Origin of the sequence: Pseudoalteromonas sp. 5Ae-yellow (genome assembly GCF_014077565.1) — a bacterium.
Classification (GTDB): domain Bacteria; phylum Pseudomonadota; class Gammaproteobacteria; order Enterobacterales; family Alteromonadaceae; genus Pseudoalteromonas.
Genome location: NZ_JACGWD010000129.1, coordinates 1 through 3,561, shown reverse-complemented (window position 1 = coordinate 3,561; position 3,561 = coordinate 1). Strand labels below are relative to the sequence as shown.

At 40.1% G+C, this 3,561-nt stretch carries 2 protein-coding genes; both read right to left on the bottom strand.

Annotated elements, in window-relative coordinates:
• Window positions 1-160 precede the first annotated feature (160 nt).
• Complete coding sequence (locus tag H4J63_RS19490) at window positions 161-1,417, bottom strand: hypothetical protein (protein WP_182198076.1); 1,257 nt, start codon at window positions 1,415-1,417, stop codon at window positions 161-163.
• A 93-nt stretch (window positions 1,418-1,510) separates the two neighbouring features.
• Entirely contained in the window at window positions 1,511-3,127 is a 1,617-nt protein-coding gene (locus tag H4J63_RS19485; protein ID WP_182198074.1) for a DUF4435 domain-containing protein, read from the bottom strand.
• Between the last annotated feature and the right edge of the window lie 434 nt (window positions 3,128-3,561).

Genomic DNA, 3,561 nt, shown 5'->3' with positions numbered 1-3,561 from the left:
TAAATGGTCTAATCCCATTTAATTACATCTGTGCTTGCCTTGATGAACTGTGCCAGCCTGAGCCCGATATCGACAGCTTGTTACCCTGGAATTTTAAAACATAGGTGTAGTTCGCTAGACGCTCACACTCAGCTTTGCTGAGTCCGTGTGATTTGAATTGCTATGCGCTCTTAGTGCAATCCTCTAGCTCGTATCCTATTTCTTGCAAAATCTCTGAACTTTTAGCTTCAATAGTGTTGACTTTGAGGTCTATTTTTAAGCTTTGAATTAAAGGTTCGGGCAATATGTCAGCATATATTTTTGCTGAAATATTGACCACGCAATCTGAAATAGCACCAACTACAAATTGCTGACGAGATTTAACAGTACGTTTTGGTTGCAAAGCCCTGATTTCAAAACTCGCGTTCCAATCTTTATCAGAGCCTTCAAGTTGCAGGCGCTCACTTGCTAATGCCCCAAAATCATCAAGTGAAAAAGAGATACTACTATCTTTTTCTTTTTTAGGTACCTTTAGCTCTAATCTATCATTGCTAATTAACTCTTCTACCTCACCGTCGACATTAATATCCATGTCGATAAATATATCCCGCGCGCCTATGACACCGTTGTTTTTCAATGAAAACCCAATGTTTTTGTACATCGACTTTTTAACTACGTATTCAACATACTGACGGTAGTAATCTCTGTTTTCAGATCTTCTAAAAATCTTTTTCACTTCTCCATCTTCGTCTTGATCGCTCTGCGAAGACGAATAATCGGGAATGTCATCTATGTCCGAGACATCTAAGAAATCAGCTTCTAGATTAATTTCTGAACCTAAAAGCTCTCCTGTTTTAGGGTCACTAAACTCTATTTCTATCTTTTCACGAGCCCCTAAGTCTGCTGTGTTATTTGAGTTACTTTCTTCGGCAACTAGATTCCTTAGTTGAATTTCGATTTGCTTAGCTAATTTATCCCTAAACTCAATTTGGCTGTTATAACTTTCAACAAGTGCTTTTGGGAATGTTTTGTCTTTGAATTCCCTTAACTTAGCTAGTTGTTCTAAATCAATTTGATTTGGATCTTTTTTGATCTGAGAAAAGTACAACATTACAGGATGACCTTTTGATGCTACACGCTCAATTTCTTCTAGGGTTCCGCTATCGGCAACCCCTGTTGGGCTACCTATTCTCGTCCAAAAAACACCTATGACTAGATCGCAATGATCAACAACCTGTCTATTAATAATTTCTTGAGGTCGAGCGCCATATTCAGGTGCAGTGTGAGTCTCCCAGCGTAGAGGTAATAGAACTACCTTTCTTTCAGGAGAATTTAAGTCATTCCATTCTTGGATGGTTTTTACTGCAATTTCTCTCTCCTCTACCACATCAGATGGAGATGCAATTAAAACTCTAAATACCTTAGCCTCGTAAGACATAATTTTTCCTTTTTATCTTGATATTCTTGGCAACGCCGCGCTCACCGGTAAATCATGAGCGCAGCGAGTAATTTATCCGCGTGCAGCGCTTTGTTATGCGATTTTTTCTCCGAAAGCACCAAAGTACCCCTTTAGAGCATTTTTTATTTCTAATCTATTTTCACTATTGGCCAATCTTACGACGAACTCGGCCAGCTCTCCATGAGCCAAACCAAGGTGGTTGCTAAGTTGTCGGGCTAAAGACTTCCTGTTGTATATGCGTAACGCTAATAAGTAATCATTTTCATTTACTGCCTGATTAAACAGCGCTTCACTCTCATTGTAGAGACCATCAACATTAATGCTCTCATAAAGGGATGAGAGTGCATCATGCAGAGCATCTTTACCTTTAGATTTTTCGTCAAAGCAATTCAATCTAAATTTGATCTCACTAGCTACGCGCAGCGAAACCTGATTGTCCAATTCAGAATTTATCTTATTTAGAACAAACTCAGCAGAGGATTGACAATCGGCATCTGGATCTCGTGCCAATCTAGTGCTAACAACTTTGATTATTTCCGGGACGCAGAAAAGGTTTTCTACTTCCGCCACCTCAAGTGTATAAATTCCATTTGCTTGCAGAGATGTGATTTCTAAATCTACTCGACGATCTCTGTCAATTATTCCGAAAACATCTAAATGATGTAGCTGCTCACTTGCTTTTAAAGCCTTAACCAATTGAATTACTTGGCTGCAAGAGCCACTTGGCACTACCAAGTAGTCGCTTAGAACTGCTCTGTACAAAGATGTGTCGTAGCTCCCATTCTCGCCTTCAACGAAGGCCACAGGCTTTCTGCTGCCGAGCACTTCGATCAATAGTGACTCAGGAAGTCCTTCAATCTCGTTAACTATTTCCCAGCTCCAGTTCGAGCCATCAAAAGATTTGAGCCATATCTTCTTTGATTCATGCAGAGAAGCAGCAAAATCAACATCATGCGTCATGTAAACGAACAAACAGTCAGGCCTTAACCCTTCAATTTCTCTCCATAGTGGGGCTTGTACCGACTTATGAAGATGAAGTTCGGGCTCATCGATAATTATTATTCCGTCTTTTGGGGCGGCTAAACATTGGCCAATAAGGTAGAAAATGACTCTTTCACCATCACTCATTTCTGATGCGCTATAAGCTTTATCTTTGTCACCTTTAACGCACGTTTGAATTCTAAGCCCTCCTAGGATCAGCTCTCTATGTGGCAGAACCTTCTCCCAAACCTGCTTTACTAAATCGAGTTTAGTTATGGGAGGTTCTACTTTGTCAGCAGAAGCTTTTGATGCGCTTAGATATTTTGCACTCTCTTCTGTGTGATCCGAAAATAGGTAAACCATCAGTCTTTCGTAATCATTTAAAAGAAAGGTTGATGGTTTCCGTCCCCAGCGGTATCCTTGCTTGTAAGTCCAAAAGTTTCCGTCTTGTGCATCAGCATGCCCATAAAGCAATTCTTTTTCCGCCATATCTATGGATTTTGGCGTAGTGTTGTCAGGCATTGATAGCGACTTCTGAGCTGATATTCTATGCACCTTTTCTTTTTGTGGTGAGTCACTTTCTATCCATGTTCCTAAACGCGTTTTTCCTGCCCCGTTAGCGCCGATTAATAGCAGGCTTTGCCGTGTTTGAACTTCCTCAGTTCCGCCGCCTGTTTTAGGAAGTTGCAGTCTAAACATATTTTCCATAATTCTTCCTCTCCCGAACTCTCAACGCATAACAATTTTATAATGCGCCCATCGCGCATCTTCCTGCCGATGTTACGCGCATGTATTGATAAATCTATTATTAACAAATAACGTAATGCGTTGCCAACTATAATATTTTTATTGACACCAATGGTATTCAGAAAATGAAAATGCACTCGTCGCTCATTTTTCTTGAATATGGGAGCACGACAACAAAACTGTGTGTTCATACAGTTATTTATGTCATCACCAACATAAAAGTTAGTGGAATATAAGATTATGGAGTAGAACCAATATCATTAGATGAATCGTGAGCGTCTAGCGAACTACACCTATGTTTTAAAATTCCAGGGTAACAAGCTGTCGATATCGGGCTCAGGCTGGCACAGTTCATCAAGGCAAGCACAGATGTAATTAAATGGGATTAGACCATT

Coding starts and splice junctions, on each gene's coding strand:
- H4J63_RS19490 (WP_182198076.1), bottom strand. CDS start 1,417: ATGTCTTACGAGGCTAAGGTATTTAGAGTTTTAATTGCATCTCCATCT.
- H4J63_RS19485 (WP_182198074.1), bottom strand. CDS start 3,127: ATGGAAAATATGTTTAGACTGCAACTTCCTAAAACAGGCGGCGGAACT.